At 75.6% G+C, this 23,527-nt stretch carries 19 protein-coding genes; 11 read left to right on the top strand and 8 right to left on the bottom strand.

All coding sequences use genetic code 11. The annotated features are described in order from the left end of the window. The first annotated feature begins 88 nt into the window (after positions 1 to 88). The 10 genes from E4A51_RS11660 to E4A51_RS11615 all read left to right on the top strand — a co-directional run bounded on the left by E4A51_RS11660 (position 89) and on the right by E4A51_RS11615 (position 11,988). Entirely contained in the window at positions 89 to 1,192 is a 1,104-nt protein-coding gene (locus tag E4A51_RS11660) for a BMP family protein (RefSeq protein WP_046530332.1), read from the top strand. A gap of 155 nt (positions 1,193 to 1,347) precedes the next feature. Beyond that, a complete protein-coding gene (locus tag E4A51_RS11655) occupies positions 1,348 to 2,865 on the top strand; it encodes an ABC transporter ATP-binding protein (RefSeq protein ID WP_134851847.1) in 1,518 nt (505 codons plus the stop codon). Then, positions 2,862 to 4,184: an ABC transporter permease gene (locus tag E4A51_RS11650; RefSeq protein ID WP_134851846.1), complete on the top strand. Its 1,323-nt coding sequence runs from the start codon at positions 2,862 to 2,864 to the stop codon at positions 4,182 to 4,184. The genes E4A51_RS11655 and E4A51_RS11650 overlap by 4 nt, the downstream gene beginning before the upstream one ends. Further along, positions 4,181 to 5,476 (top strand): ABC transporter permease, encoded by a 1,296-nt coding sequence (locus E4A51_RS11645; protein ID WP_046530334.1) that lies wholly within the window; start codon positions 4,181 to 4,183, stop codon positions 5,474 to 5,476. The genes E4A51_RS11650 and E4A51_RS11645 overlap by 4 nt, the downstream gene beginning before the upstream one ends. Before the next feature lie 14 nt (positions 5,477 to 5,490). Next, entirely contained in the window at positions 5,491 to 5,928 is a 438-nt protein-coding gene (locus E4A51_RS11640; protein ID WP_070320353.1) for a cytidine deaminase, read from the top strand. Further along, on the top strand, positions 5,925 to 7,220 hold the full coding sequence (locus E4A51_RS11635; RefSeq protein WP_134851845.1) for a thymidine phosphorylase: 1,296 nt from the start codon (positions 5,925 to 5,927) through the stop codon (positions 7,218 to 7,220). The genes E4A51_RS11640 and E4A51_RS11635 overlap by 4 nt, the downstream gene beginning before the upstream one ends. Positions 7,221 to 7,353: 133 nt before the next feature. Beyond that, positions 7,354 to 7,590: a hypothetical protein gene (locus tag E4A51_RS11630; protein WP_070320351.1), complete on the top strand. Its 237-nt coding sequence runs from the start codon at positions 7,354 to 7,356 to the stop codon at positions 7,588 to 7,590. Beyond that, positions 7,587 to 8,717 carry an adenosine deaminase gene (locus E4A51_RS11625; protein WP_370297496.1) on the top strand — a complete coding sequence of 377 codons (1,131 nt, stop codon included), beginning with the start codon at positions 7,587 to 7,589 and terminating at the stop codon, positions 8,715 to 8,717. The genes E4A51_RS11630 and E4A51_RS11625 overlap by 4 nt, the downstream gene beginning before the upstream one ends. Then, entirely contained in the window at positions 8,714 to 9,442 is a 729-nt protein-coding gene (gene deoC, locus E4A51_RS11620; RefSeq protein WP_046530339.1) for a deoxyribose-phosphate aldolase, read from the top strand. Before E4A51_RS11625 ends, deoC begins: the two co-directional genes overlap by 4 nt. 227 nt (positions 9,443 to 9,669) lie before the next feature. Further along, positions 9,670 to 11,988, top strand: coding sequence for a DUF6055 domain-containing protein (locus E4A51_RS11615; RefSeq protein ID WP_134851844.1), 2,319 nt, complete (start codon positions 9,670 to 9,672; stop codon positions 11,986 to 11,988). 54 nt (positions 11,989 to 12,042) lie between these two features. Here E4A51_RS11615 and E4A51_RS11610 read toward each other — a convergent pair whose 3' ends face one another. Both E4A51_RS11610 and E4A51_RS11605 read right to left on the bottom strand, forming a co-directional pair. Then, positions 12,043 to 13,863 (bottom strand): phospho-sugar mutase, encoded by a 1,821-nt coding sequence (locus E4A51_RS11610; RefSeq protein ID WP_134852021.1) that lies wholly within the window; start codon positions 13,861 to 13,863, stop codon positions 12,043 to 12,045. Between the two features lie 166 nt (positions 13,864 to 14,029). Further along, positions 14,030 to 14,905 carry a purine-nucleoside phosphorylase gene (locus E4A51_RS11605; RefSeq protein WP_046530340.1) on the bottom strand — a complete coding sequence of 292 codons (876 nt, stop codon included), beginning with the start codon at positions 14,903 to 14,905 and terminating at the stop codon, positions 14,030 to 14,032. Between the two features lie 122 nt (positions 14,906 to 15,027). Between E4A51_RS11605 and E4A51_RS11600 the strand changes: the two genes are divergently transcribed. After that, positions 15,028 to 16,464 carry an NAD(P)H-quinone dehydrogenase gene (locus tag E4A51_RS11600; RefSeq protein WP_134852020.1) on the top strand — a complete coding sequence of 479 codons (1,437 nt, stop codon included), beginning with the start codon at positions 15,028 to 15,030 and terminating at the stop codon, positions 16,462 to 16,464. A 47-nt stretch (positions 16,465 to 16,511) separates the two neighbouring features. On the opposite strand, the gene efeB is transcribed toward E4A51_RS11600, so the two are convergent. The 6 genes from efeB to E4A51_RS11570 all read right to left on the bottom strand — a co-directional run bounded on the left by efeB (position 16,512) and on the right by E4A51_RS11570 (position 23,460). Continuing rightward, positions 16,512 to 17,918 (bottom strand): iron uptake transporter deferrochelatase/peroxidase subunit, encoded by a 1,407-nt coding sequence (efeB, locus tag E4A51_RS11595; protein ID WP_070318797.1) that lies wholly within the window; start codon positions 17,916 to 17,918, stop codon positions 16,512 to 16,514. A 4-nt stretch (positions 17,919 to 17,922) separates the two neighbouring features. Continuing rightward, positions 17,923 to 19,152 (bottom strand): iron uptake system protein EfeO, encoded by a 1,230-nt coding sequence (efeO, locus tag E4A51_RS11590; protein WP_134852019.1) that lies wholly within the window; start codon positions 19,150 to 19,152, stop codon positions 17,923 to 17,925. Positions 19,153 to 19,272: 120 nt separating this feature from the next. Further along, positions 19,273 to 20,130, bottom strand: coding sequence for an iron uptake transporter permease EfeU (gene efeU, locus E4A51_RS11585; protein WP_070318798.1), 858 nt, complete (start codon positions 20,128 to 20,130; stop codon positions 19,273 to 19,275). A 131-nt stretch (positions 20,131 to 20,261) separates the two neighbouring features. Then, positions 20,262 to 20,750, bottom strand: coding sequence for an NUDIX domain-containing protein (locus tag E4A51_RS11580; protein WP_046527751.1), 489 nt, complete (start codon positions 20,748 to 20,750; stop codon positions 20,262 to 20,264). Between the two features lie 7 nt (positions 20,751 to 20,757). Then, positions 20,758 to 22,560, bottom strand: a complete 1,803-nt coding sequence (locus tag E4A51_RS11575) for a biotin carboxylase N-terminal domain-containing protein (protein ID WP_205601518.1) — start codon at positions 22,558 to 22,560, stop codon at positions 20,758 to 20,760. A 234-nt stretch (positions 22,561 to 22,794) separates the two neighbouring features. Next, positions 22,795 to 23,460: a nucleoside triphosphate pyrophosphatase gene (locus tag E4A51_RS11570; protein ID WP_134851843.1), complete on the bottom strand. Its 666-nt coding sequence runs from the start codon at positions 23,458 to 23,460 to the stop codon at positions 22,795 to 22,797. Between the last annotated feature and the right edge of the window lie 67 nt (positions 23,461 to 23,527).

The raw sequence follows: 23,527 nt of genomic DNA, 5'->3' as shown, positions 1-23,527 counted from the left end.
CGGATCCGGGCGGCGCCGGTGCGACGAGGCACCGGCGGCACCGGCCACGCCGCGCGGCGCGACGACGAGAAGCAGGAGACAACCTGTCGTGAAGAAGATCATCCGAGTGGCCGCACTGGGTGGGGCGGTCGCCCTCGCGCTCGCGGCGTGTGGCAGTGCTCCCGAGGCGTCCGAGCCCACGGCCGGCGGCAGCGACAAGGCTGCGTCCGACTTCAAGGCCTGCATCGTCTCCGACGCCGGCGGGTTCGACGACAAGAGCTTCAACCAGCTCAGCTACGAGGGCACCAAGGAGGCGACCGAGGCGCTCGGCGCCGGCTTCGCCGAGGTGCAGTCCGACTCCGAGGCCGACTTCGCGCCGAACCTCGAGAGCCTCGTGGCCGAGAGCTGCAACACGATCGTGTCCGTCGGCTTCGCGCTGTCGGCCGCGACGGTCGAGCAGGCCAACGCCAACCCCGACATCGACTTCATCCTGGTCGACGACGCCGCGGACAACGACTTCGACGGCCAGAAGGACGCCGAGAACATCAAGCCGCTGCTCTACGACACGGCCCAGGCCGCGTTCCTCGCCGGCTACCTGTCGGCCGGCTACTCGGCCGGCAACGGCGTCAACAAGGTCGGCACGTTCGGCGGCCAGCCCTACCCGACCGTGACGATCTTCATGGACGGCTTCAAGCAGGGCGTCGAGTACTACAACAAGGTCAACGGCGCGTCCGTGCAGGTCATCGGCTACCAGGGCGGCGACCAGGGCTCGTTCACCGGCGGCTTCGACGCCAACGACACGGCCAAGCAGGTCGCGGCCGGCATCATCGACCAGGGCGTCGACGTGATCCTCCCCGTCGGTGGTCCGATCTACCAGTCCGCGATGGACGCCATCGCCGACTCGGGTCGCGAGGTCGCGCTGATCGGCGCCGACGCCGACGTCTTCGAGACCGACCCGTCGACGCAGGACCTCGTCCTCACGTCGATCCTCAAGAACATGAAGCTCTCGACGAACGAGGCCGTCACGGCCGCGGGCGAGGGCAAGTTCGACGCCGAGACCTACGTCGGCACGCTCGAGAACGAGGGCGTCGGCATCGCGCCGCTGCACAACTTCGAGTCGAAGGTCGACGCGGGCCTGCTCACCGAGGTCGAGGACCTCAAGCAGCAGATCATCGACGGCGACGTCACGGTCACCTCGTACCTGGCGAAGTGATCGCGTCGTCGCACGCGTGACGCGACGCCCCGGACGGCCGGCGACGGCTCGTCCGGGGCGTCCCCCGTGCGACGATCTCCCGGACGGCTCACCGGCGCGCCACGAGCGCCTCGCCCGAGCCCTCCACCCGCACCGTCCCGAACCCCGAGGACCCCATGAAGCTCGAGCTGCGCGGCATCACCAAGCGCTTCGGCGCCCTGGTCGCCAACGACCACATCGACCTGACGGTCGAGCCCGGCGAGATCCACTGCCTCCTCGGTGAGAACGGCGCCGGGAAGTCGACGCTCATGAACGTGCTGTACGGCCTGTACCAGGCCGACGAGGGCGAGATCCTGCTGGACGACGAGGTCCAGCACTTCGCCGGACCGGGCGACGCGATGACCGCCGGCATCGGCATGGTGCACCAGCACTTCATGCTGATCCCGGTGTTCACGGTCGCCGAGAACGTCATGCTCGGCCACGAGCAGACCCGCGCGGGCGGGCGCCTCGACCTCGAGTCGGCCCGCACCCGCGTGCGCGAGATCGCCGACCGCTTCGGCTTCCACGTGGACCCCGACGCCGTCGTCGAGGACCTCCCCGTGGGCGTGCAGCAGCGCGTCGAGATCATCAAGGCCCTGTCGCGCGACGCGAAGGTGCTCGTGTTCGACGAGCCGACCGCGGTGCTGACGCCGCAGGAGACCGACGAGCTCATGGGCATCATGCGCCAGCTCAAGGAGGGCGGCGCCGCGATCGTCTTCATCACCCACAAGCTGCGTGAGGTGCGTGCCGTCGCGGACCGCATCACGGTCGTGCGCCGCGGTGCGATCGTCGGCGAGGCCGAGCCCACCGCGACCGACGCCCAGCTCGCGTCGCTCATGGTCGGCCGCCCCGTCGAGCTCGTCGTGCACAAGGACGCTCCGCGCCTCGCCGAGGGTGGCCTGAGCGTGCGCAACCTCCAGGTCACCGACGCGCGCGGCGCCGTGCTCGTCGACGACGTGTCGTTCGAGGTCCCGAGCGGCGAGATCCTCGTCGTCGCCGGCGTCCAGGGGAACGGGCAGACCGAGCTGGCCGAGGCGCTCGCGGGCCTGCAGGACCGCGTGACCGGCAGCATCCGCCTCGACGGCACCGAGCTCGTCGGGCGCACCGTGCGCCAGGTGCTCGACGCGGGCGTCGGCTACGTCCCCGAGGACCGCAACGAGGACGGCCTCGTCGGCTCGTTCACCGTCGCCGAGAACCTCGTGCTCGACCGCACCAACGGGCGCCCGTTCGTCCGCGCGGGCGCGTTGCAGCTGCGCGCGCGCGACGCGTTCGCGCGCGAGAAGGTCGAGGAGTACGACATCCGCACGCAGGGCATCGGCTCGCCCGTCGGGCGTCTGTCGGGCGGCAACCAGCAGAAGGTCGTCGTCGCGCGCGAGCTGTCGCGCGACCTGCGCCTGCTCGTCGCCGCGCAGCCGACGCGCGGCGTCGACGTCGGTTCCATCGAGTTCATCCACAAGCGGGTCGTCGAGACCCGGGACGCGGGCGTGCCCGTGATCGTGGTCGCCACCGAGCTCGACGAGGCGGTCGCGCTCGCCGACCGGATCCTCGTCATGTACCGCGGCCGCGTCGTCGGCATCGTCCCGTCCGACACCCCCCGCGACGTCCTCGGCCTCATGATGGCCGGCGTCGCCCCGACCGAGGGAGAGGTCGCGTGAGCGAGCCGCAGCACCCGGCCACGGACGCCACGTCCGTCGCGCCCGGGGTCGTCGCACCGGACGCGGGCGGCGACGACGCCGGACCCCCGGCCGTCGCACGGGACACCCGCTGGAACGACGCGATCGCGCGCGTCGTGTCGGGCGGCTGGGCGGTGTCGCTGGGCGCCGTCGTCCTGGCGGTGCTCGCCGGGTCCGTGATGATCGCGTTCACCGACGAGGGCGTGCAGGAGGCCTCGTCGTACTTCTTCGCGCGGCCCGGTGACACGCTCGCGGCCATCGGCCAGGCGGTCGGCGGCGCGTACTCGGCGCTCTTCCGCGGTGCCGTCTACAACTACACGGCCGACTCGTTCGTGCAGGGCATCCGTCCCCTGACGCAGTCGCTGACCTACGCGACGCCGCTGATCGTCGCCGGTCTCGGCCTCGCGATCGCGTTCCGCTCCGGCCTGTTCAACATCGGTGGCCAGGGCCAGATGCTGATCTCCGCGGCGGCGGCCGGCTGGGTCGGCTTCGCGTTCGACCTGCCGGTCGGGCTGCACGTGGTCGTCGCGGTCGTCGCGGGCGTCGCCGCCGGCGCGCTGTGGGGTGCCCTCGCGGGCCTGCTCAAGGCCACCACGGGCGCGCACGAGGTGATCGTCACGATCATGCTCAACTACGTCGCGTTCTACCTGCTGTCGTACCTGCTGGCCACGCCCGGCCTGCTGCAGGCGCCCGGGTCGGCGAACCCCAAGACGCCGCCCATGGCGGAGACCGCGCTGCTGCCGCGCCTGCTCGGGCCGTCGTTCCGCCTGCACCTGGGCTTCCTGCTCGCGCTCGCCGCGGTGTTCCTCGCCTGGTGGCTGCTCGAGCGCTCGAGCCTCGGCTTCTCGCTGCGCGCCGTGGGCGAGAACCCCCACGCGGCGCGCGTCGCCGGCATCGACGTCTCGCGCTCGACCGTCCTCGCGATGCTCGTCAGCGGTGCGCTCGTCGGGCTCGCGGGCAGCACGCAGGTGCTCGGCCTCATCACCACCGGCTTCAGCTACGACATCGACGCGGGGATCGGGTTCGACGCGATCACGGTCGCGCTGCTCGGGTCGTCCAACCCCGTCGGGGTGCTGTTCGCGGGCCTGCTGTTCGGCGGGTTCAAGGCGGGCGGCTCGGTCATGCAGGCGTCCGAGGGCATCCCGATCGAGATCGTGCTCGTCGTGCAGTCCCTCATCGTCCTGTTCATCGCGGCGCCGCCGCTGGTGCGCGCGGTCTTCCGGCTCCCGCAGCCGGGCCGTCGCACGCCGGCCAAGGGCCGCCGTCTCGGCGCCGCGCGCCGCCAGGAGGTGCAGCGATGAGCACGACGACGGCGCAGCCGGTGCCCGCACCGGACGAGGTCGTCGAGCCGCGGCTCGTGACCGTCGTGTCCCGCAAGGTCCCCGTGGTCCTCGCGGTCGTGACCGCCCTGTTCGCGCTGCTGCTCGCGCTGCGTGCGCGCGAGGGCGACGCGACGTTCCGGCTCTCGAGCTCGGGCGACCTCGTCGCGCTGCCGAGCATCGACGTGCCCGGCACCGCGACCGGCTGGGTCGCGGTGGTCCTCATGGCGCTGCTCGCCGCGTTCGCGTTCCTGCGCGTCGCCGGCCGCCGCAAGGTCCCGGGCTGGGTGTCGGCGGTGTTCGCGGTCCTGTTCCTCGTCGGGTTCCTCGCGTGGGCGGCCGCCGGCAGCCCCAACGACGTGCCGCTCGTGCGCGTGATCGGCGGCTCGGTGCTGCTGGCCGTGCCGATCGTGTTCGGCGCGCTCGGCGGCGTGATCGGCGAGCGCGTCGGCGTCGTCAACATCGCGATCGAGGGCCAGCTGCTGGCGGGGGCGTTCTGCGCGGCCGTCGCGGGCTCGGTCACCGGCAGCCCGTGGGCCGGCGTCGTCGCGGCGGTCGTCGCGGGCGTCCTGGTGTCGCTCGTGCTGGGCGTGTTCACCATCACCTACAAGGTCAACCAGGTGATCGTCGGCGTCGTCCTCAACGTGCTGGTCATCGGCGTGACGAGCTTCCTGTACTCGCAGGTGCTCGTCTCGAACCCCGAGCTCAACAGCACCACGCGGTTCTCCAACGTCGCGATCCCAGGGCTGTCGCACATCCCCGTGATCGGCCCGTCGCTGTTCAACCAGTCGCTGATCGTCTACCTCATGTACCTCGTGGTGCCGGGCGTCTGGTACGCGCTGTACCGCACGCGCTGGGGCCTGCGGGTCCGCGCGGTCGGCGAGCACCCCAAGGCGGCGGACACGGTCGGCATCAAGGTCGAGCGCACGCGCTACCTCGCGCTCATGGTCGCGGGCGCGATCGCCGGCATCGGCGGCGCGTTCTACACGGTCGTCTCGGTCTCGAGCTTCGGCAAGGAGATGACCGCGGGCGCGGGCTTCATCGCGCTCGCCGCCGTGATCTTCGGCAAGTGGGACCCGGTCCGTGCGGCCCTCGCGGCGCTGCTGTTCGGCTTCGCGTCGAACCTCGAGGGGGCGCTCAGCATCGTCGGCGCGCCCGTGCCCAGCCAGTTCATGCTCATGCTGCCGTACGTCGTGACGCTGCTGGCCGTCGCGGGGCTCGTCGGGCGCTCGCGCGCCCCGGCCGCCACCGGCCAGCCGTACGTCAAGGAGTGAACCGAGGAGTGGACATGGCGAGCACGACGCAGGCCGTCGACTGGGACGGCCTGCGGGCCGCGGCACGCGACGCGATGACCCGGGCGTACGCCCCCTACTCCCGGTTCCCGGTGGGGGTCGCGGCCCTCGTGGACGACGGCCGGGTGGTCGTGGGCTGCAACGTCGAGAACGCGTCGTACGGGGTCGGCCTGTGCGCCGAGTGCAGCCTCGTGTCGATGCTGCACGTCACCGGCGGCGGCCGGCTCGTGGCCTTCACGTGCGTCGACCAGCACGGCAACGTGCTGGCGCCGTGCGGCCGCTGCCGGCAGCTGCTGTTCGAGCACGGCGGACCCGACCTGCTGGTCGAGACCGTGCGTGGCGTCCGCCCCATGAGCGAGGTGCTGCCCGACGCGTTCGGGCCCGTCGACCTCGTCGAGCGCGGCGCCGACCAGGACCAGGAGGAGAAGTCATGACCGAGGCGTTCGACGCCGTCGACGTGATCGTCGCCAAGCGCGACGGCCACCGGCTCACCGACCCGCAGATCGACTGGGTGATCGACGCGTACACGCGCGGCGTCGTCGCCGACGAGCAGATGTCCGCGCTCGCGATGGCGATCCTGCTCAACGGCATGGACCGCGCCGAGATCGCCCGGTGGACGGCGGCGATGATCGCGAGCGGCGAGCGGATGGACTTCTCCGGGCTGTCGCGCCCGACGTCCGACAAGCACTCGACCGGCGGCGTGGGCGACAAGATCACGCTGCCGCTCGCGCCGCTCGTCGCGGTGTTCGGCGTGGCCGTCCCGCAGCTGTCGGGCCGCGGCCTGGGCCACACCGGCGGCACGCTCGACAAGCTCGAGTCGATCCCCGGCTGGCGCGCCGCGCTCAGCAACGACGAGATGATGCGGCAGCTCGAGGACGTCGGCGCGGTCATCTGCGCCGCCGGCTCGGGCCTGGCGCCCGCCGACCGCAAGCTGTACTCGCTGCGCGACGTCACCGGGACCGTCGAGGCGATCCCGCTCATCGCGAGCTCGATCATGAGCAAGAAGATCGCCGAGGGCACGGGCTCGCTCGTGCTCGACGTCAAGGTCGGCTCGGGCGCGTTCATGAAGGACGCGGACCGGGCGGGCGAGCTCGCGCGGACGATGGTCGAGCTCGGCACCGACGCGGGCGTGCGCACGGTCGCGCTGCTCACCGACATGTCGACGCCGCTCGGCCTCACCGCGGGCAACGCCCTCGAGGTGCGCGAGTCGGTCGAGGTGCTCGCGGGCGGCGGACCCGCCGACGTGGTCGAGCTGACCGTCGCGCTCGCGCGCGAGATGCTCGACGCCGCCGGGCGCCCCGACGCCGACCCCGAGGCGGCGCTGGCCGACGGCCGCGCGATGGACGTGTGGCGCCGCATGATCGCCGCGCAGGGCGGCGACCCCGACGCGACGCTGCCCGCCGCGCGCGAGAGCGAGCAGGTCCTCGCGGAGCGCGACGGCGTCCTGACGACGCTCGACGCGTACGCCGTGGGCGTCGCGGCGTGGCGCCTGGGCGCGGGCCGCGCGCGCAAGGAGGACCCGGTGCAGGCCGGCGCGGGCGTCGAGATCCACGCGCGCCCCGGGGACACGGTCCGGGCCGGGCAGCCGCTGCTCACGCTGCACACCGACACCCCCGAGCGCTTCGGGCGCGCGCGCGAGGCGCTCGCGGGCGGCGTGGTCGTCGACCCCGACGGCGTCGCGGGTGCGCGCACGTCGCTCGTGCTCGACCGGGTCGCCGCGGGCTGAGCCCCGGCACCACCCCGGGGCCGGCCGGCCCCGGGGTGGTGCGGTGCGGCGCCCGCGGCGCCCCGAGGTCGCGGTGGCCGCGCGGGCGAGCCACGATGAGGACGTCCGCCGCCCACGACCACGAGGAGGAGCCATGAGCACCGTGCCCGGACCGCAGTCCTGGAGCGACGCGGGGCTGGTCCCCGTCGACCCCGAGGAGCCGCTGCGGCTGACCGACGCCGACGAGGGCGACGCGCCGGACGAGCGCGACGCCGAGGAGTACGCACCCGCCGTGCCGCGCGCCGACCTCGAGGGGGAGGCCGACGAGGCCGACGTGGTGGACCAGGCGGCCGAGGTGCCGCTCGACGAGGACGAGGAACCCGACGCGTGACATCGCTGGACAGGCCGGACGGCCCCGAGCAGGACCTGGACGCGACGCTGCGCGCGCTGCCGAAGGTGCTGCTGCACGACCACCTGGACGGCGGTGTGCGACCCGCGACGGTCGTCGAGCTGTCCGCCGAGGTCGGGCACGCGCTGCCCACCACGGACCCCGACGCGCTCGCGCGATGGTTCGTCGACGCCGCGGCGTCGGGCTCGCTGCCGCGCTACCTCGAGACGTTCGAGCACACGCTCGCCGTCATGCAGACGGCGGACGGCCTGCGTCGCGTCGCCCGGGAGGCCGCGCTCGACCTCGCCGCCGACGGCGTCGTGCACGCCGAGCAGCGGTACGCGCCCGAGCAGCACCAGCGCGCCGGGCTGACGCTCCAGCAGGTCGTCGACGCGGTGCGCGAGGGGTTCGCCGAGGGCGAGGCGCAGGCGCGCGAGCAGGGTCACGAGATCCGGGTCGTGCAGGTGCTGTCCGCGATGCGGCAGGCCGACCGCGCGGACGAGATCGCGGCGCTCGCCCTGGCGAACCGGGACGCGGGCGTCGTCGGCTTCGACATCGCGGGCCCGGAGGACGGGTTCCCGCCGTCGCGGCACGCGTCGGCGTTCCGCACGGTGCGGGAGGCGAGCTTCCCGGCCACCGTGCACGCGGGTGAGGACGGCGGGCTCGACTCGATGGCCGAGGCGCTGCACGTCGCGGGCGCGCTGCGGCTGGGGCACGGCGTGCGCATCGCGGACGACGTGCGGGTCGAGCCCGACGGCACGTACCGCCTGGGCACGCTCGCGCACTGGGTGCGCGACCGCCGGGTGCCGCTCGAGGTGTGCCCGTCGTCGAACCTGCAGACCGGCGCTGCCGCGTCGGTCGCCACGCACCCCGTGACGACGCTGCTGCGCGCGGGGTTCGAGGTGACGGTCAACACCGACAACCGGCTGCAGTCCGGCACGAGCCTGTCGCGCGAGCTCGGCCTGCTGGTCCGCGAGGCCGGCTGGACGCTCGACGACGTCCTCGCGGTCACCGTGGCTGCGGCCCGCCACACGTTCCTGCACGAGGACGAGCGCCGCGCGCTCGTCGACCGCATCGTCCGCCCGGCACGCACGCCGGGGACCGCACGCCCCGGGAGGCACCGCGCATGACCACCGACCCGACCCTCGACCCCGCCGCCGCACGGCAGCCGCTGGACGCCGTCGCGCTCGCGCGCCTCGTCGACCACACCCTGCTCAAGCCCGAGGCGACGCGCGCGGACGTCGAGGCGCTCATCGCCGAGGGCATCCGCCTGGGCGTGTACTCGGTGTGCATCTCGCCGTCGTTCCTGCCCGTCGAGGTGCCGGTGGGGATCGACGGCGCGCCGGACCTCCAGGTGGCGACGGTCTGCGGGTTCCCGTCCGGGAAGCACCACAGCGACGTCAAGGCCGCCGAGGCCGCGCGTGCGGTGCGTGACGGCGCGCACGAGGTCGACATGGTGATCGACGTGGGCGCCGCCAAGGAGGGCCGCTTCGCGGACGTCGAGGCCGACGTGCGCGCGGTCCGGGACGCCGCCCCGGCGCCCACGGTGCTCAAGGTCATCATCGAGTCGGCCGCGCTGACCGACGACGAGATCGTCGCGGTGTGCCGCGCGGCCGAGGCCGCGGGTGCGGACTTCGTCAAGACGTCGACCGGGTTCCACCCCGCGGGCGGTGCGAGCGTGCACGCCGTGCGGCTCATGGCGCAGACCGTCGGCGGCCGGCTGGGCGTCAAGGCCTCGGGCGGCATCCGCTCGGCGGCCGACGCGCTCGCGATGGTCGAGGCGGGCGCCACGCGCCTGGGGCTGTCGGGCACGGCCGCGGTGCTGGCGGGCGTCACGGCCGACGGCGACTACTGACGGCGACGACCCGGTCACCACGCATGAGAGGCGCGTGAGAGTTCGACTCTCGCGCGGGTGAAATACTCCCGAGACGGACGAATCGGGCGTTGACTTCGTCGTCGACGCCGGACGATGGTGGACGGTCGTCCGACAGGCGCAGGCCCGTCGGACGCCCGTCACGTCCGCAGCAGCACCCGGTCGCAGGACGCTCGGCGTGCACGACCGGGAGGGGAGACGCACGCGGCATGGGCCGTATCACGCGCGGCGTGCTCGTCGTCGTCCTCGTCGTCGCGTTCGGGCTCGGGGCGGCGCTGGCCACGGGGCTGGGCGCCGCCGACGACGGGCAGCGCGCGCTCGTCGTGCCGGCCGGCTGGCGCGACGCGTGGGCGGACGCCCACGTGGTCGAGGGCGACGCGGTCGCGCTCGCGTGGGGCGACCGCGCCGGCGAGGACCCGACGACCGCACCGCCCGACCTGCGCTTCGACCCCGACCGCACGCTCGCGCAGCTCGAGGCCCTGCTCGCCTTCGACGTCGAGGCGCTCGGACCCGCCGCGCAGGACGGCCCGCTGACGGGTCGCAAGGTGCTCGTCGTCGTCGACGGCACGTGGTCGCACGGTCCCGGCGCGGCGCGGCCGGGGGTCGACGCGTCGGTCGACGGCGGCCTGTCGGTGGCCGCGGACGCGACACCGGTGACGTCCGGCGCGGTCGTCGACGGCGTCGGCCTGCTGCGGGTCGACCCCGCGGTGCTCGCCCCGCGGGCCGCGGCGGACGGCGCGACCGCGCCGGGGACGCCCGAGGCCGGCTCGGCCGTCCCCGCGGGCACGCCCTGGGAGCTCGCGCGCGGCGTCGCCGAGACCGTGCAGCACCTCGTCGCGGCGGCGCACCCGGGTCGTGGCCTCACGCCCGAGTCGGCCGCGACGCTCCGGGCCGCCGGGTCGGCCTACCTCGCGACGCTGGCCGTGCCCGGGCGGTACGCCGACGTGTCGGACCAGGTGCACGCGCCGCAGCTCGCGTGGGGCAGCCCGCGGCACGGCGACGCGGGCTGGCTGCTGCTGCAGCAGCTCGTCTCGCGGTCCCACCCCACGCTGCTCGGCGACCTGTGGTCGAGGTCCCTCGACACCGAGGACGTGCTCGACGCGTACGCGCGGCTCACGTCGTCGGACGCGTCGGCGCTCAACCGTCGCATCGCCCAGTACGCGCTGCGCGCCGCCGTCGCCGACCTGCCCGGTGCGGGCGCGCCCGGCGACGTGCTCGCCGAGGTCGACCCCGTGCTCCGCGCGCAGCGGACGACCCCCGTCGACGCGGTCCCCGACGACCCGGGCCACCACCGCGTGCTCGGGACGTTCGCGCCGGGCGCCTACGGGTACACGGTCGTGCGCCTCGCGCCCGACGGCACCGGCGAGATCACCGTGCGGGTGCGGGGGCACGCCGACGGTCTCGGGGAGAGCGCGGGGTGGAGCTTCGGCATGGTGGCGCTCGGCCCGACCGGGCCCCGGTACAGCCCCGTCACCGAGGCGGACGACGCGCAGCTGACGCTCGCGCTGCGACCCGGCGAGGAGGAGGTCTACCTGGTCGTGACCGCGACCCCCGGGGTGATCGCGCCGACCCCGCCGGTCGGCTTCGCGGCGACGCCGCGGTACCCCTACGAGTTCCGGGTCGCCGGGGCGGCCGTCGTGGCCGACGCGGCCCAGGACGTCACCGGCGGGCACCGGCACGCCCACGGCGGCGGGTGGGTCGACGACCGGGCGACGGTCGACCCGACCGCGTGGGTCGGTCCCGACGCCGTGGTGCGCGGCGACGCGGTCGTCGGGCCCGGCGTCCGGATCGAGGGGCGGGCGTGGGTGCAGGGCGGCGCCCGGCTGGCCGACCGGGTCGTGGTGCGTGACGTCGCGGTCGTGCGCGGGACCGCGCGCCTGTCGGGTGACGTCGTGGTCGGCGGTGACGCGGTCGTGGGCTTCACGTGCGACGCGGGCACCTACACGACCTACCGCGCCCGTGCGACCTGCGACCCGGCGAGCGTCGACAGCGACGTCAACGCGACGGTCACGCCGTTCGCCGCCGGGGAGGTCGTGATCGAGGCCGCCGCGGCGACGAGCGCGCCGACGACGTCGCCGGACTCGCAGGGCACGCCGGCGGACCCGCCGCCGACCGCCGCGTCGCCGCCGCCCGCCGCGCCGCCGCCGAGCGCGGCGCCCACCGCCCCGCCGACCTCCGGCGCGCCCGGCGTCGCCGCGCCGCCCGCGGCCGTGCCGGCCGGCGCCTGCACGGCGACCTACGAGCTCCTCAACGCCTGGCCGGGCGGGTTCCAGGGGCAGGTCCGCGTCACGGCGTCCGCCCCCGACCTGCGGGGGTGGACCGTGTCCTGGACGCGGCCGGACGGCGTCGAGATGAGCGACGACACGTGGGGCGCGGCGTTCACCTACAGCGGTGACGTCGTGACGGCCGAGAGCCTGTCCTGGAACGGGACCGTCGCGCAGGGGGAGTCCGTGGTCGTCGGGTTCAACGCCGGCGCGCAGCAGGCGCCCACGACCCTGCCCGGGCTGCGCTGCGCGCGCACCGGCTGACCGTGCCGTCGGTGGTGCGGTGCCGCGAGGCGCGCCGCACCACCGACGTCGACGTCAGGCGGCGTCGAGGCCCAGTGCGGCCCGCACGTCGTGCGCGACGTGCGCGAGCCGCTCGCGGGCGCTGCCGTGCGCGGCGTCCAGGGTCTCCCGGTCCGCGTCGTGCGGCACCGGCACGATCACCTCGAGGTACGCCTTCACCTTGGGCTCCGTGCCCGACGGCCGCACGACGACGCGCGTGCCGTCGGACGTGAGCAGGCGGATGCCGTCGGTGGGCGGCAGGCCGCCGCGCTCGTCGTCGGTGCCGGCCGCGAGGTCGACGACCTCGGTCACCGGCGAGCCCGCGAGCGTCGCGGGCGGGGCCTCGCGCAGCGTCGTCATGGTCGCGCCGATCCGGCTCAGGTCGGAGAACCGGGCGCTGACCTGGCTGGTCGCGTGCAGGCCGTGCGCGCGCGCGAGGTCGTCGAGCGCGTCGACGAGCGTGCGCCCCTCCGCGGTGAGGCGAGCGGCCAGGTCGCACACCCGCACCGCGGCCGAGATGCCGTCCTTGTCGCGCACGTGCGCCGGGTCGACGCAGTAGCCCAGCGCCTCCTCGTAGCCGAACACCAGGCCCTCGGCGCGCGAGATCCACTTGAAGCCCGTCAGGGTCGACGCGAACCGCAGCCCGGCGTCGCGCGCGACGGCCGCCAGCAGGCGCGACGACACGATCGAGCAGGCGAGCGTCGCGTCGTCGGCGGCCCCGCCGTCCCGTGCGCGGGCCGCGGCGTCCGCGCCCAGCAGCGCGCCCACCTCGTCGCCCGTGAGCATGCGCCAGCCGTCGGCCTGCGGCGTCTCGGGCCCGAGGGACCGGACGTGCGCGCGCCGGTCGCGCACCGCGACCGCGCAGCGGTCCGCGTCGGGGTCGACCGCGACGACCAGGTCGGCCCGGGTCGCGGCGGCGAGCGCGAGCGCGAGGTCGGTCGCACCCGGCTCCTCGGGGTTCGGGAACGCGACGGTCGGGAAGTCGGGGTCCGGCTCGGCCTGCTCCGGCACGAGCGTGACGTCGGGGAAGCCGGCCCGCGCGAGCACGTCGACCGCGACGGCCCCGCCGACGCCGTGCAACGGCGTCAGCACGACCGTCAGCCGCTCGCGCCCGGCCGGGTCACCGCCGGGCGCGACCGCCGCCGCGTCCGCGACGTACGCGTCGACGACGTCCTCGCCGAGCGTCGTCCAGCCGGACGCCGCGCGCGGCACCGACGCGACCGACCGGACCCGCGCGATCGCGGCGGCGATCGCCGCGTCCGCGGGCGGCACGATCTGCGCGCCCTGGCCCGCGCCCGTGACGACCCGGCCGCCCAGGTACACCTTGTAGCCGTTGTCACGCGGCGGGTTGTGGGACGCGGTCACCATGACCCCCGCGTCGGCGTCGAACCGGCGCACGGCCGACGCCAGCACGGGCGTCGGCAGGGGACGCGGCAGCAGCAGCACCTCGATGCCGACGGCCGTCATGACCTCGGCCGTGTCGAGCGCGAACCGGTGCGAGTTGTGGCGGGCGTCGTACCCGACGACCACGCGCGGCGCGGGCGACGCGCCCTCGAGCTCGCCGACCAGGAAGTCCGCGAGCCCCGCGGCCGCGCGGATCACCACGGCGCGGTTCATGCGGTGCGGACCGCCCGCGAGCTCGCCGCGCAGCCCGGCGGTGCCGAACTGCAGCAGCCCGGAGAACCGGTCCGCGAGCTCGGTGCGCGCGGCCTCGGCGTCCGCGCGGACCAGGTCGGCGGCGGTCTCGGTGGCGGCGCTGCGCGGGTCCTCGCGCGCGGTGCGCAGCAGGTCCGCGAGCTCGTCGGCGGTCTGCGGGTCGGGGTCGTCCGCGATCCAGGCCTCGACCTCCTCGACCAGACGCGTCCACGCGTCGTGCTCGTCGGTGCCGGGTCGGTCGTCCGCGGGTGCCGCCGGCGCGTCGCCGCGCAGCACGTCGTCGTGGTCGGAGCTGCTCACCCCTCCAACCTACTGGCCGGTACCGCTGCGTCGCGCCGGACGGCGACGTCCGGCGCGACGCGTCGCGTCACACGCGCCGCACGACCTCCGCGAGGAGCGCGCTGATGCGCGGCCCGGCCGCGCGGCCGGCCTCGAGCACCTCGGCGTGGTCGAGCGGCTCGGGGCTGATGCCCGCGCCGAGGTTCGTGACGAGCGAGATGCCGAGCACCTCCAGGCCCGCGTGACGCGCGGCGATCGCCTCGAGCGTCGTCGACATGCCGACGAGGTCGCCGCCGATGCGGCCCGCCATCGCGACCTCCGCGGGCGTCTCGTAGTGCGGCCCGGGGAACTGCACGTACACGCCCTCGTCGAGGCTCGCGTCGACCTCGCGCGCGACCGCGCGCAGACGCGGCGAGTACAGGTCGGTGAGGTCGACGAACGTCGCGCCCTCGAGCGGCGACGTCGCCGTGAGGTTGATGTGGTCGCGGATCAGGACGGGCGTGCCCGGCCCCCACGCGAGGTTGAGCCCGCCGCAGCCGTTGGTGAGGACGATCGTCGAGGCACCCGTCGCGGCCGCCGTGCGCACGCCGTGCACGACGCGCCGCACGCCGCGGCCCTCGTACAGGTGCGTGCGCGAGCCCAGCACGAGCGCGAACCGGTCGGGGCGACCGTCGGCCCCCGCGATGCGGATCGAGCGCAGCGTGCCCACGTGCCCCTGCACGGCCGGGCGCGAGAAGCCCGGGACCTCGTGGCTCGGCAGCTCGGCGACCGTCTCGCCCAGCAGGTCGGCCGCGCCGCCCCAGCCGGAGCCGAGCACGAGCGCGACGTCGTGGCGCTCGACGCCCGTGCGGGCGGCGATCACCTCCGCCGCGCGGCGGGCGACCTCGAACGGGTCGGTCGTGGGGTCGTCGAGGTCGGGGACAGCGCCGCCGGTGAGGTCGTGCGCGGGGGAGACGTCGGTCATGGGCCCAGGCTAGTCGCGGGGCCCGGCGGCGGTCCGTCGGGCAGGATGGGACGGTGACCAGCCACGCGCCCGCCGCCGCCCCCGACGAGCCGACCGCTCCCGCCACGACCGCCGCGTCGACCGTGCGTCCCGCCCCCGACGCGCCGTCCGCGGGCCGGGTCGTGGTCGTCGGCGGCGGGCCCGGCGGGTACGAGGCCGCACTGGTCGCGCGGCGCCTCGGGGCGCACGTCACGGTCGTCGAGCGCGCCGGCCTCGGCGGGTCCGCCGTGCTGACCGACGTCGTCCCGTCGAAGACCCTCATCGCGACGGCCGAGTGGATGACCATCGCCGACCGCGCACCCGAGCTGGGCATCCGCACCGACGCGGTCGGGACCGACTCGCCCGCCGACCTGCTGCGGCACCGCATCGACCTCGGCGCCGTCAACGCGCGCGTGCGGACGCTCGCGGCCGCGCAGTCCGACGACATCCGCGCGCGCCTCGCGCGCGAGGGCGTCGACATCGTCGCGGGCACCGGCCGGCTGCTCGACCCCGAGCACGTCGCGGTGACCGAGGGCGACGGCCGCGAGCGCGTGCTCGACGCCGACGTCGTGCTCGTCGCGACGGGCGCGACGCCGCGCGTGCTGCCCGACGCGCGGCCCGACGGCGAGCGCATCCTCACCTGGACGCAGCTCTACGACCTCACCGAGCTGCCCGAGCGGCTCGTCGTCGTGGGGTCCGGCGTCACGGGCGCCGAGTTCGCGGGCGCGTACACGTCGCTCGGTGCGGACGTCGTGCTCGTGTCGAGCCGCGACCGCGTGCTGCCCGGCGAGGACGCCGACGCGGCCGAGCTGATCGAGCGGGTGTTCCGGCAGCGCGGCATGACGGTGATGTCGCGCTCGCGGGCGTCGTCCGCGCGGCGCACGGCCGACGGCGTGGTCGTGACGCTCGAGGACGGGCGCACGGTCGAGGGCTCGCACGTGCTGTTCGCGGTCGGCTCGGTGCCGACCACGCGCGGGATCGGCCTCGAGGAGGCAGGCGTGCGGCTCACGCCGTCGGGGCACGTCGAGGTCGACAAGGTCTCGCGCACCAACGTGCGGGGCGTGTACGCCGCGGGGGACTGCACGGGCGTGCTGCCGCTCGCGTCGGTCGCCGCGACGCAGGGCCGCATCGCGATGTCGCACGCGCTCGGCGACGCCGTGCGGCCGCTGCAGCTGCGCGGCATCTCCGCCAACATCTTCACGGCGCCCGAGATCGCGACCGTCGGGGTCCCCGAGTCGGTGCTCCAGGAGCGCGGCACGCACTACCGCACGAGCATGCTGCCGCTGTCGCGCAACCCGCGCGCCAAGATGCTCGGCGTCCGCGACGGGTTCATCAAGCTGTTCGCGCACGCGGGCACGGGCACCGTGCTGGGCGGCGTCGTGGTCGGGCCGCGTGCGAGCGAGTCCGTGTTCCCGCTGACGCTCGCCGTCACGCACCGGCTCACGGCCGACCAGGTGGCCGACGCGTCGACCGTGTACCCGTCGATGTCGGGGACGATCGGCGAGGTCGCGCGCATGCTGCACCAGCGCACCGAGGACTGAGCGGCGGGCTTCCGCGCGCCGGCCGGGCGTCCCGCGGCGGCACCGGGTCAGCCCAGCAGCGTGTCGCCCCAGAACGCGCCGTCCGCCATCATGACGGCCCCGCCGTCGGCGCCGGTCGGCAGCGACGCGACGCCCGGCGGCACCGCGTACAGCCCGGACCCGGTGTGCTGCAGGTACTCCTGCAGCCGGTCCTCGCGCGACATGCGCGCCTGCATCGGCACGTACTGCGTGCGCGGGTCGCGCACGAACGCGAGGAAGAACAGTCCCGCGTCGAGGCGGCCGAGCGCGTCGTTGCCGTCGGTGAAGTTGTAGCCGCGGCGCAGCATGCGCGCGCCGCCGTTGCGGGTCGGGTGCGCGAGCGCGACGTGCGAGTCCACGGGGATGAGCGGCCGACCGCCGCGGCCCTCGCGTGCGAAGTCGGGCTCGGAGTGCTCCGCGCCGCCCGACAGCGGCGCACCCTCGGCCTTGGTGCGGCCGACGACGGCCTCCTGCTCGCGCAGCGAGGACCGGTCCCAGGTCTCGATGGTCATGCGGATGCGCCGCGCGACGAGGTAGCTGCCGCCCGCGAGCCAGTCCGCCGCCGCGTCGTCGCCCGGCTGGACCCACACGTGCTCGTCGAGCGCGGCGGTCTCCTCGGCCATGACGTTCGCGGTGCCGTCCTTGAAGCCGAACAGGTTGCGCGGCGTGCGCTGCGCGGTGCTGGTCGACGACGTGCGGCCGTACCCGAGCTGCGCCCACCGCAGCGTCGCGGTGCCGAACGCCGCGCGCGACAGGTTGCGGATCGCGTGCACCGCGACCTGCGGGTCGTCGGCGCAGGCCTGCACCACGAGGTCGCCGTCGCACCGCGCGGGGTCGAGCGCGTCGCCCGCGAACTGCGGCAGCGCGACGAGCGCGGCGGGCAGCCGGTCGGCGAGGCCGAACCGGTCGACGCCCGGCGTGCCGTCGGGGCCCGGTGTCCCGACGAACAGCGACCGGCCGAACCCGACCGTGACCGTCAGGCCCGCGGGCGGCAGGTCGAGCGCCTCGCCCGTGTCGTCCGGCGGTGCGTCGTACGGGCCCGACGTAGGGCCGAGCGGGCCGGCGGGCAGACCCTGCGTGAGCCGCGCCGCCATGACGGTCCAGCGCCGCAGCAGGTCGACGAGCTCGCCGCGGTCGGTCGTCGTGAGGTCGAACGCCGCGGCGTACAGGCGGTCCTGCGCGGGCGTCACGACGCCGGCCTGGTGACGGCCGGTGAACGCGTACGTGCGTGCCGCGGCGGTCGGCGCGGCGGCGGGCGCGGGTGCCGGTGCGGTCGCGCGGCCCGCGCCGAGCCCCGCGAGGCCCGCACCGACCGCGACCGCACCGCCCCAGCCCAGCAGCGCGCGGCGGCTCACGCCGCGCGGGGACGGCCCCGGGGCCGGTGCCGTCCCCGCCGGCGCGTCCGGGTCGGGTGCGGGTGCGGTCGCGTCGGTCACGGGGTCACGCGCTCGTCACGGTGGTGGTCAGACGCGACAGCGGCTCCGACAGCGCGTCGACCGCGGCCGCGAGCTCGCGGACCTGCGGCTCGGTGAGCGTGTCGTAGCCGACGAAGCCGGCCTCGACCGAACCGTGCTGCGCGAGGAGCTGCTCGAGGGCGGCGAACCGCTCGTCGAGCTGCGTCGCGAGGTCGGGGTCCTGCTCGCGCACGACGTCCTGCACGACCTCGTAGGCGACGCGCGCGCCGTCGACGTTGGCCGCGAAGTCCCACAGGTCGGTGTGGGACCAGATCTCCTCCTCGCCCGTGACCTTGCCGGTCGCGACCTCGTCGAGCAGCTCCTTCGCGCCGTTGGTGATCTGGAACGCCTCGAACGTGAACGACGGGTCGGTCACGGCGTCGACGAGCTTCTGCGTGTTCGCGACGAGGTCCTGGGCGGCGGCCGCGCGCTCCTCGGGCGTCAGGGGCACGTACGCGGCGCCGCCGTTCGCCTCGGGCGTCGGCTGCCACAGGTCCTTCTCGATCAGGTGCCAGCCGCTCCACGTGTCGCCGTCCACGAGGTCGGCCTCGCGCAGGTCGAGCAGCGGGTCGAGGTCGCCGAACGACTCGGCGACGGGCTCGACGCGCTCCCAGTGCACGCGCGTCGGCGCGTAGAGCTCGCGCGCGCGGGCGTCGTCGCCGGCCGCGTACGCGTCGGCGAGCTCCTGCGTGCCGGCGACGAGCGTGCCGACCTGGTCCTTGACGTACGCGACGTAGGACGCCTCGGCGGCCGCGAGCTGCTCGGCGACGTCACCGGTGGGCCCGGCGTCGGCGCCCGAGTCGGTCACGGTGAACGCCGCGCGGATGCCCTCGCCGACCATGCCGGGCTTGCAGGCGGTGAAGTAGTCGCCCGGGCGGGCCTGGATCACGAGGTCGCGCGAGATGCCGGGGCCGATGTTCTCGACCTCGGAGACCACCCGCAGCCCGTCCTCGCCCAGGAGGTAGAACTCGGTGACGTCGTCACCCGTGTTGGTGACCCGGAACGTGAGCGTGCCGGACGGCGCCGACGTGGTGGAGACGTCGCACGCGTCGGCGCTGGACGACACCGTGATCGGGCCGCCGTCCCCGGACGTGCCGGTCGCCGCGCCGGTGGGCGTGTTGGCGACGCACGCGGCCAGCAGCGGCAGCGCGAGGGCGGCCGTGAGGCCGCCGCGCAGGTGGGACGCGCGGACGGTGGTCCGCGGGGCAGGGCGCAGGGGTGCGGGGCGCGGGGTCGGGGACACGGGACTCCTCGGGAGCGGGCGCGGGTGCGCGGGCGTCGGTGCGGGTGGGGCACGCGGTGTCGCGCGCCGGGTGGGACGGCGGTGGGGCGCGGCTCAGGCGGGAGGAGCGCCGGCCGCGACGGGCGTCGGGGTCGCACGGCGCGGCGCGCCGCCGCGCACGGTGCGCAGGAAGACGGCGCCGGTCGGCACGACGTAGCAGGTCCACGCGATCGCCTGCAGCCACGTCGTGGCGGGCGAGAAGTTGAGGACGCCCTTGAGCAGCGCGCCGTACCAGCTGGACGGCGGCACGGCGGCGGAGACGTCGAACGCGAGGTCGTGCAGCCCGGGCAGGAGGCCGGCCTCCTGCAGGTCGTGCACGCCGTAGGCGAGCACGCCGCCCGCGACGACGACGAGGAAGGCGCCGGTCCACGCGAAGAAGCGCCGCAGGTCGAGGCGGACGGCGCCGCGGTAGAGGGCCCAGCCGAGCGCGATCGCGACGACGAGGCCGAGCAGGGCCCCGAGCAGCGGTGCGGCGCTCGTGCTGCCGGCGGCGCGTGCCCCGGCCCACAGGAAGAGCGCGGTCTCGAGGCCCTCGCGACCGACCGCGAGCAGCGCGACGACGGCGACCGCGCGGCGCCCGGACGCGACCGCGCCGTCGAGCTTGTGCTCGAGGTCGCCGCGCAGCGTGCGCGCGGTGCGCGCCATCCAGAAGATCATCCACGTGAGCAGGCCCACGGCGACGATGGACAGCGAGCCGCCGATGGCCTCCTGCGCCTCGAACGTCAGCCCCTGCGGACCGAACGTGAGGAGCGCGCCGAACGCCAGGGACGCGAGCGCGGCGACGCCGACGCCCGCCCAGACGGCGGGCAGCTGGTCGCGGCGTCCGGTGCGCACGAGGTACGCGACGAGGATGCTGACGACGAGGGCGGCCTCGAGGCCCTCGCGCAGGCCGATGAGGAAGTTCGCGAGCACGGGCGTCCCTGGTGGTGCGGGGGACGGCGGGCGGGGGACCCCGGACGCCGGGTGAGGTAAGGCTCACCTCATCGGTCGGGAGCGTACTCCTGCTCCGCGCGTGCGCACACCCCCCGGCGACGTGGCGCGGCTCACGCCGCCAGGCGCTCCAGCAGCGTGGGCCACGCGTCGGCGAACGCGGGCAGCAGCGGGCGGTCGGGCACCTCCGCGAGGGGCACCCACGCGACCGCGAGGCTCTCGGCGTCCGTCACCGCGGGCTCGAACGGCGTCAGCGCCTCCGCGAGCACGGTCGTGTACGACCAGTCGGGGTGCGTCAGCACGTGCTCGCCGCGCACCGCGACCGTCGCGGGGTCGACCCCGGCCTCCTCGTGCGCCTCGCGCAGCGCCGCGTCGACGGCCGTCTCCTGCGGCTCGCGCGCACCGCCGGGCAGCCCCCAGGTGCCGCCCTGGTCGCTCCACGGCGCACGGTGCTGCAGCACGACGTCGGTCGCCGCACCGGTCGCGTCGCGCCGCACGAGCAGCAGCCCGGCCGCGCCGTGCAGGCCCCAGTGGCGCCGCCCGCACGCGCACTCGACCCAGCCGTCGCCCGGACGGCGGTGGGTCGGGCGCGGCGCGCTCACGCGGACGTCAGCCGACGATCTCGCAGATCGCGGTGCCCGCGCTCACGCTCGAGCCGACGCCCGCCGTGAGCGACTGCACCGTGCCCGCGCGGTGCGCGACGAGCGGCTGCTCCATCTTCATGGCCTCGAGCACCACGACGAGGTCGCCCTCGGCGACCTGCGCGCCCTCGGCGACCGCGACCTTGACGATCGTGCCCTGCATGGGCGACGCGAGCGTCGTGCCGTTGCCGGCCGCGCGCGTGCTGCGTGCGCGCGGCGAGCGGCGCGGACCGGCGCCGGGACGCGCGCGCCCGGGCCCGGTGCCCGGCACGCGGCCCAGGCCGAGCGCGGCGGGCAGCACGACCTCGAGCCGCTTGCCGCCGACCTCGACCACGACGCGCTCGAGCGCCGCGTCGGGCTCGTCCTCGGTCTCCTGCGCCGGGGCGGGCGTGCGGCCGAGCGCCGCGACGGTCTCGGCGAACTCGGTCTCGATCCAGCGCGTGTGCACCGAGAACGGCTGCGCGTCGTCGGCGGGCACGAACGCCTCCGACTCCAGCACGGCGCGGTGGAACGGCACGACCGTCGGGATGCCGACGACCTCGAGCTCGGCCAGCGCGCGGCGCGCCCGCTCGACCGCCTGGCGGCGCGTCGCGCCCGTGACGATGACCTTGGCGATCATCGAGTCGAACAGTCCCGACACGGTGTCGCCCTCGGCGACGCCCGAGTCGACGCGCACGCCCGGCCCGGACGGGTAGCGCAGCCGCGTGATGCGGCCCGGTGCGGGCAGGAAGCCGGCGGCCGGGTCCTCGCCGTTGAGGCGGAACTCGATCGAGTGCCCGCGCGTCTCGACCTCGGTGTAGCCCAGCGGCTCGCCCGCGGCGATGCGCAGCTGCTCGCGCACGAGGTCGATGCCGCTGATCTCCTCGGTCACGGGGTGCTCGACCTGCAGACGCGTGTTGACCTCGAGGAACGACACCGTCCCGTCGACGCCCACGAGGAACTCGCACGTGCCCGCGCCGACGTACCCGGCCTCGCGCAGGATCGCCTGCGACGCCGTGACGAGCGTCGCGCGCTGCTCGTCGGTGAGGAACGGCGCGGGCGCCTCCTCGACGAGCTTCTGGTGGCGGCGCTGCAGCGAGCAGTCGCGCGTCGAGACGACGACGACCGTGCCGTGCTGGTCCGCGAGGCACTGCGTCTCGACGTGCCGCGGCCGGTCGAGGTACCGCTCGACGAAGCACTCGCCGCGCCCGAACGACGCCACGGCCTCGCGGACCGCCGACTCGTACAGCTCGTCGATCTCGTCGGCCGTGCGCGCGACCTTGAGGCCGCGCCCGCCGCCGCCGAACGCCGCCTTGATGGCGATCGGCAGGCCGTGCTCGGCGACGAACGCGTGGATCTGCGAGGCGTCCGCGACCGGGTCGGGCGTGCCCGCGACGAGCGGCGCACCGGCGCGCTGCGCGATGTGCCGCGCGCTGACCTTGTCGCCGAGGCCCTCGATCGCGGCCGGCGGCGGGCCGACCCACACGAGGCCGGCGTCCATGACGGCCTGCGCGAAGTGCGCGTTCTCGGACAGGAAGCCGTAGCCGGGGTGCACGGCGTCGGCGCCCGAGCGGCGCGCGACGTCGAGCAGCTTGGCGACGTCGAGGTACGTCTCGGCGGCGCGGGCGCCGTCGAGCGCGTACGCCTCGTCGGCGACGCGCACGTGCAGGGCCTCGCGGTCGGTGTCCGAGTACACGGCGACCGACGCGATCCCGGCGTCACGGCAGGCACGGGCGATGCGGACGGCGATCTCGCCGCGGTTGGCGACGAGGACCTTGGTGATGGCGGGCACGGCTCACGGTAGCGCGCGATCCGTCCCGGTCCGCGGTGCCGTCCGGGCGTCGTCGCAAGATTGCCGCATCCCCCCAGCCGCGCGCGGTTCGTTTTGGAGGAACCCACCACTGCGCGTCGCCCAGGGCTCCTGCTGCCCGGCGCGGTTGTGGCGACTGCACAACCCGCGCCTCGTCGGGGAGGGGGCCGCGGGGCGGGGAGGGGAGCGGCGGGTGTCGTGCGACGTCGTGGCGGCTCAGCGGCGCCAGAGGGCGGGGACCGTGAGGTCCACGTCGGCCAGCAGGTGGCGCAGCAGCGGCAGGCTCACGCCGACGACGGCGTGGTGGTCGCCCTCGATCCGCTCGACGAACGGCCCGCCCAGCCCGTCGATCGTGAACGCACCCGCGACGGCGAGCGGCTCGCGCGTCGCGACGTAGGCCGTGACCTCGTCGTCGGACAGGTCCGCGAAGTGCACGACCGTCGACGCGGTCGCCCCGAGCGTCGCGCGCGTGCCGCCGTTCTCCGGGTCGCGCTCGTCGACGAGCCAGTGGCCCGTGTGCAGCACGCCCGAGCGGCCGCGCATCGCGTGCCACCGTGCGACCGCGTCGTCGGCGTCGCGCGGCTTGCCGAGGACCTCGCCGTCGAGCTCGAGCATCGAGTCGCAGCCCAGCACCACGACGTCCTCGTCGTCGTCCCAGCCCGCGACGTCGAGCTCGTCGAGCCGGCGGGCGACGTCCTCCGCCTTGGCCTGCGCGAGCACGAGGACGGCGTCGGCCGGGTCGAGCGCGCCGAAGCGCTCGCGGGCCGCGGCGAGCACCGCGTCCTCGTCGACGCCGGAGACCGCGACGAGCGGGTCGAGGCCGGCGGACGCGAGGGTCGAGCGGCGGGCGGGGGAGGCGGAGGCGAGCAGCAGCCGGGTCACGTGCCGACCCTAGCCGCCGGTGGAGCCCGTCCGGGCCGTCGGACGGGGTGCGTGCGGACGGTCCGGA

Source organism: Cellulomonas sp. HD19AZ1, assembly GCF_004535805.1.
Taxonomy (GTDB): Bacteria; Actinomycetota; Actinomycetes; order Actinomycetales; family Cellulomonadaceae; genus Cellulomonas; species Cellulomonas iranensis.
Note: the sequence above shows the minus strand (reverse complement) of the source record. Positions and strands in the feature narration are given on the sequence as shown.

What these genes read in the sequence shown, in the direction of transcription:
- E4A51_RS11640 (WP_070320353.1), top strand. Translation starts at nt 5,491, where the DNA reads ATGGCGAGCACGACGCAGGCCGTCGACTGGGACGGCCTGCGGGCCGCG.
- E4A51_RS11630 (WP_070320351.1), top strand. Translation starts at nt 7,354, where the DNA reads ATGAGCACCGTGCCCGGACCGCAGTCCTGGAGCGACGCGGGGCTGGTC.
- E4A51_RS11635 (WP_134851845.1), top strand. Translation starts at nt 5,925, where the DNA reads ATGACCGAGGCGTTCGACGCCGTCGACGTGATCGTCGCCAAGCGCGAC.
- E4A51_RS11615 (WP_134851844.1), top strand. Translation starts at nt 9,670, where the DNA reads ATGGGCCGTATCACGCGCGGCGTGCTCGTCGTCGTCCTCGTCGTCGCG.
- deoC (WP_046530339.1), top strand. Translation starts at nt 8,714, where the DNA reads ATGACCACCGACCCGACCCTCGACCCCGCCGCCGCACGGCAGCCGCTG.
- E4A51_RS11655 (WP_134851847.1), top strand. Translation starts at nt 1,348, where the DNA reads ATGAAGCTCGAGCTGCGCGGCATCACCAAGCGCTTCGGCGCCCTGGTC.
- E4A51_RS11605 (WP_046530340.1), bottom strand. Translation starts at nt 14,905, where the DNA reads ATGACCGACGTCTCCCCCGCGCACGACCTCACCGGCGGCGCTGTCCCC.
- E4A51_RS11645 (WP_046530334.1), top strand. Translation starts at nt 4,181, where the DNA reads ATGAGCACGACGACGGCGCAGCCGGTGCCCGCACCGGACGAGGTCGTC.